We start from the raw sequence: 3,485 nt of genomic DNA on the forward strand, positions 1-3,485 counted from the left end.
ATTCAGGAATATAGGAATATTTAGCAGTCGTAATGTGTTCATAGGCTATTTGAATATCTATTTCAAAATCTCTAACCCATCAATTCTTTGAAAATGTTTTTTATTTAGGGTAACAAGAGGAAGATCATTAACTATACAGGTGGCAGCTATGAAAATATCCCTAAATTCTATTAGCTGATTATTTCGTTTGAGCTGATGATAAATTTCTGCCGCTTTCTGTGCAATAACATCTGTAAACGGTAGAACAGAAAGGTCTTCGGTTATATTTTGAACATCCATCTCTTTTTCTTTAGTAGTGGCACCCATATAGAGTTCATAAAGAGATACCGCAGAAATGAATAGGTCAGCACTATCAGCCAATTTGAATAATGTACTTGCAGTTTTATTTTTGATTCGAAGATGTTCAATAAAAATGCCTGTATCTACTACCATTGTTCGGCCTTAAGATCTTCGAAGCCCTTACTACCTACCTCCAGATCCTTTAAATCAGTATCTGACCAAGTAGAAATTTTCGTCAGCTTCGCCTTATACCCAGATAGAGAAGCATGTGTTTCATGCTGAAAGATTACACCTAACTCCTTGAGGATCTGTTTGACCATGCTACTTTTTTTATCAGGGATGTGGATAGTGAGCTTTTCCATAATTCAAATTTACAAATATTTCCAGACAATAACCATAGCAAAAATTAGCAGTATTTATGCCAATTGTAACAGAATCGATTTTCTATATCGTGCTTTGAAACACAAGAACTTGATGCAGACGGCATAATGCTGGTGTTTACGTTCTTATAATGTGATTGTTTCGAACCAATTAACATTACTATTTCCCATGACAGCTTTTTTATCCTCCACATTCAAGCTTATTAAAAATTTCTTATAAGACGCCATATAAGAAGCAGCAGACTTTCCTGGACAATATGCGTTGAAAACATTGTAACTAAATGGTTTTGCCATAGTTGTCAGTGAATTAACACAGGAGAACAATTTATTCCAGTTTCCCACCACCTTAAATCTTGAATCATTCCAGACTGGACAGGTTATTTTTTGAGCAGCAACGACTATCCTATTGCTTTCAATAACAACTTGATCCACATAAGCAAGATTCTTTTTTTTGCTAAGTTCTGCCTTGGCTGTATACGTCTTTCTTGCATTTGCTAGTTCGACCGTCGAAGAAGAAATTAACTGTTTAGCTTCTATTTTTTTTTGTTCATAAACAGCAGAGAACTTTGCAAGCTCGGCGACCATTAGTTTAGGCAGGCTTGTATTTAGGTTAATAAGATTTTCCCTCAAGATTCTAACCTCTGCCTCTAACAATGCAATCCTATTTTTTAAACTGGCATTATACACCAAAATACTTTTTTCCAAGTTGGCAATCTGTAAAATTTGTCCGTTTAAACTGGAAGAGAGAGACAATTTCACACTATCAGTCACCGAAGTATTCTTTAACTCATTTTCGATAGCATTTTTTTGTTCTCTTGCTTTATTAAGTTGTATTTCTAAAGGTGCCAGATAATTATTTTTCTCCACATTGATATTACTTATTTTTTGTAGAATAGAAGAGACTCTATTTTTATTTTCGTTTTGCGCTTCTAAGTGGGAGACCCGAAGGCGTTCTTTAAGTGATACGATCTCTTTTTGATGAGTTACCTGTAATCGTAAAACCTTGGATTTGTAAATTGTTACCTTATCATCTGAAATAAGTATATTAATGGCAAGTTCCATCAATGAGCTTATCCAATCATCTTGTTTTGCTGTAGCCTCTGACAGGATGATTCTTTCATACTCTTTGCTATGCGCAGTGATTTCCTTGCATAGCATATTATTGGTGTTTTCCAGCTCACGAATACTATTCTGTTTCTTAACTACTGCATTATCCCCATTTTTTAAACTTTGGAGAAATACCTTTTTTATTGCAATCTTTTCTGCAAATTGTTTCCTGGTAGTTTCCAGTTCGATTGTTGTTGCTGGTATGGCATAGCCTTTTACCTCTCCCAAGTGCTGTGCGAAATTTTTACCTTCTTTTTCAAATTCTGATTTATACTTGCTACACTGACTACATCTAGCCCCAATTTTCATATCTGCAATCAAGGCGTCACGCTCCTTGTAAAGTGCGGCTAACTCTTCATTTGCCTTATGGATCTTGTTCCGCCACAAAGATTCGAGTTCAGGCAGTTCAGCCCGATATTGGGTAATTTTAGTTTGATTATTATCGAAACTTATCGCCATTGATTCTATGGTCCTAACTTCACCCAGACCTGAAGTCTGGCCTTGAATATTCGTGATAATTAATATATTGATAACAAAACATAATAGAAATCGCTTTTGAAACATCTGATTGCATTTTAATTTGCGAAGGGATCATCTTCCGCCTTCGACAATTCCCGGAGGTATTCAAACGCTTTTTTAAGCTTTTCGAAATTAGCTATATCTGCTGCAAGGAAATTTATATAAATCTCATTACTAAAAGATATGGATGGCTCAAACTGCTTTGAACCATAGCATTTCCCCCAATATTCCCATTTGAGTTGGGTTCCAGGCTCTCCTTCAGGAAATTTGTATTGTGCACCCGTGCTTATTGCTTTTCTTTGAGCTGTACTGGCTTGTAACTTCAAAGACATACTTCCAACAGGATCATCTGAGACAACTTTCTTGTTTAATTCAATACTTATGATATGCATTGGATTAAATTCTTGTTCTAAGTTTGCTTCGTAATAATCACAAGGATAGAGATAGTAATTACTACCCTGATGATACACCTGTTCTGCATTGTTTATTTTATCACTTGTATAGTTACTTCTTACTCGACTTACTTTAATCTTATCACCAGACAATGATATTGAATGCGACCAACAATATTCTTTTACGCCTTTGGCGGCACCATCGTTCTCTGCCGTTTTGTAATGACCGACAGTCTCCTGCAATTTTTTATTGATGTAATTTACCGTTTCCTCTTTTGTTAAAGAGGCCTTATCCTGAGCATGTCCCCAATAGGCAATAGTTATTAAAAGGCTAATTAGCAAGGTTAATTTCATATATTAAGTTTATTTGTTTATTCTATTGCCAGGCTACTAAAATTGTATGCTCTCAAACATATAGCAATGAAATTACTTCCAATTACAAAGAGTTGCAATAGCTAGTTATAGGCATATTTTACTTTATATAGTGCTTTCAAAACCAAATAATGCCTTGCATGGCGAGAGTGAAATAGGAATGGTCGAAGATGTCCTAACCAGAATAGAGGAAGGAATGTACTCATAGATGTTTTTGTACAGAATTGTCAAATCGAAGAAGAGAACTGAAGATTTATCTGACATGGGTGCTTTCCGCACTGGTGGGAGATGGAAAGAACACCGGAGCCGGAATCTTACGAGATTGGGCTCTATCGTTTTTATCCAAAAGAACTGCTGCTTATCGGTCCAACAGACCGCAAGATATTGACGGAGCGGGAATCGCAGCTTTTGCTCTTGCTCCGAAAGAACATAGGGT

The 3,485-nt window shown here is 36.0% G+C and carries 5 protein-coding genes; 1 reads left to right on the forward strand and 4 read right to left on the reverse strand.

The window, feature by feature from the left end; all coding sequences use genetic code 11:
* Positions 1-57: 57 nt before the first annotated feature.
* The 4 genes from OQY15_RS22310 to OQY15_RS22325 form a co-directional block, all read right to left on the reverse strand.
* Complete coding sequence (locus OQY15_RS22310; RefSeq protein WP_265794384.1) at positions 58-432, reverse strand: type II toxin-antitoxin system VapC family toxin; 375 nt, start codon at positions 430-432, stop codon at positions 58-60.
* The gene (locus tag OQY15_RS22315; protein ID WP_265794385.1) at positions 426-641 is read right to left on the reverse strand and encodes a hypothetical protein; all 216 of its coding nucleotides are present in this window, start codon (positions 639-641) and stop codon (positions 426-428) included. The genes OQY15_RS22310 and OQY15_RS22315 overlap by 7 nt, the downstream gene beginning before the upstream one ends.
* Before the next feature lie 144 nt (positions 642-785).
* On the reverse strand, positions 786-2,330 hold the full coding sequence (locus OQY15_RS22320) for a hypothetical protein (RefSeq protein WP_265794387.1): 1,545 nt from the start codon (positions 2,328-2,330) through the stop codon (positions 786-788).
* Positions 2,331-2,341: 11 nt separating this feature from the next.
* Positions 2,342-3,031, reverse strand: coding sequence for a hypothetical protein (locus OQY15_RS22325; protein WP_265794388.1), 690 nt, complete (start codon positions 3,029-3,031; stop codon positions 2,342-2,344).
* 242 nt (positions 3,032-3,273) lie between these two features.
* Here OQY15_RS22325 and OQY15_RS22330 point away from each other — a divergent pair.
* Positions 3,274-3,485: hypothetical protein (locus tag OQY15_RS22330; protein WP_265794389.1), on the forward strand; the 212-nt coding region annotated here is incomplete at its 3' end.

Source organism: Pedobacter sp. MC2016-15 (assembly GCF_026239695.1).
GTDB lineage: Bacteria > Bacteroidota > Bacteroidia > Sphingobacteriales > Sphingobacteriaceae > Pedobacter.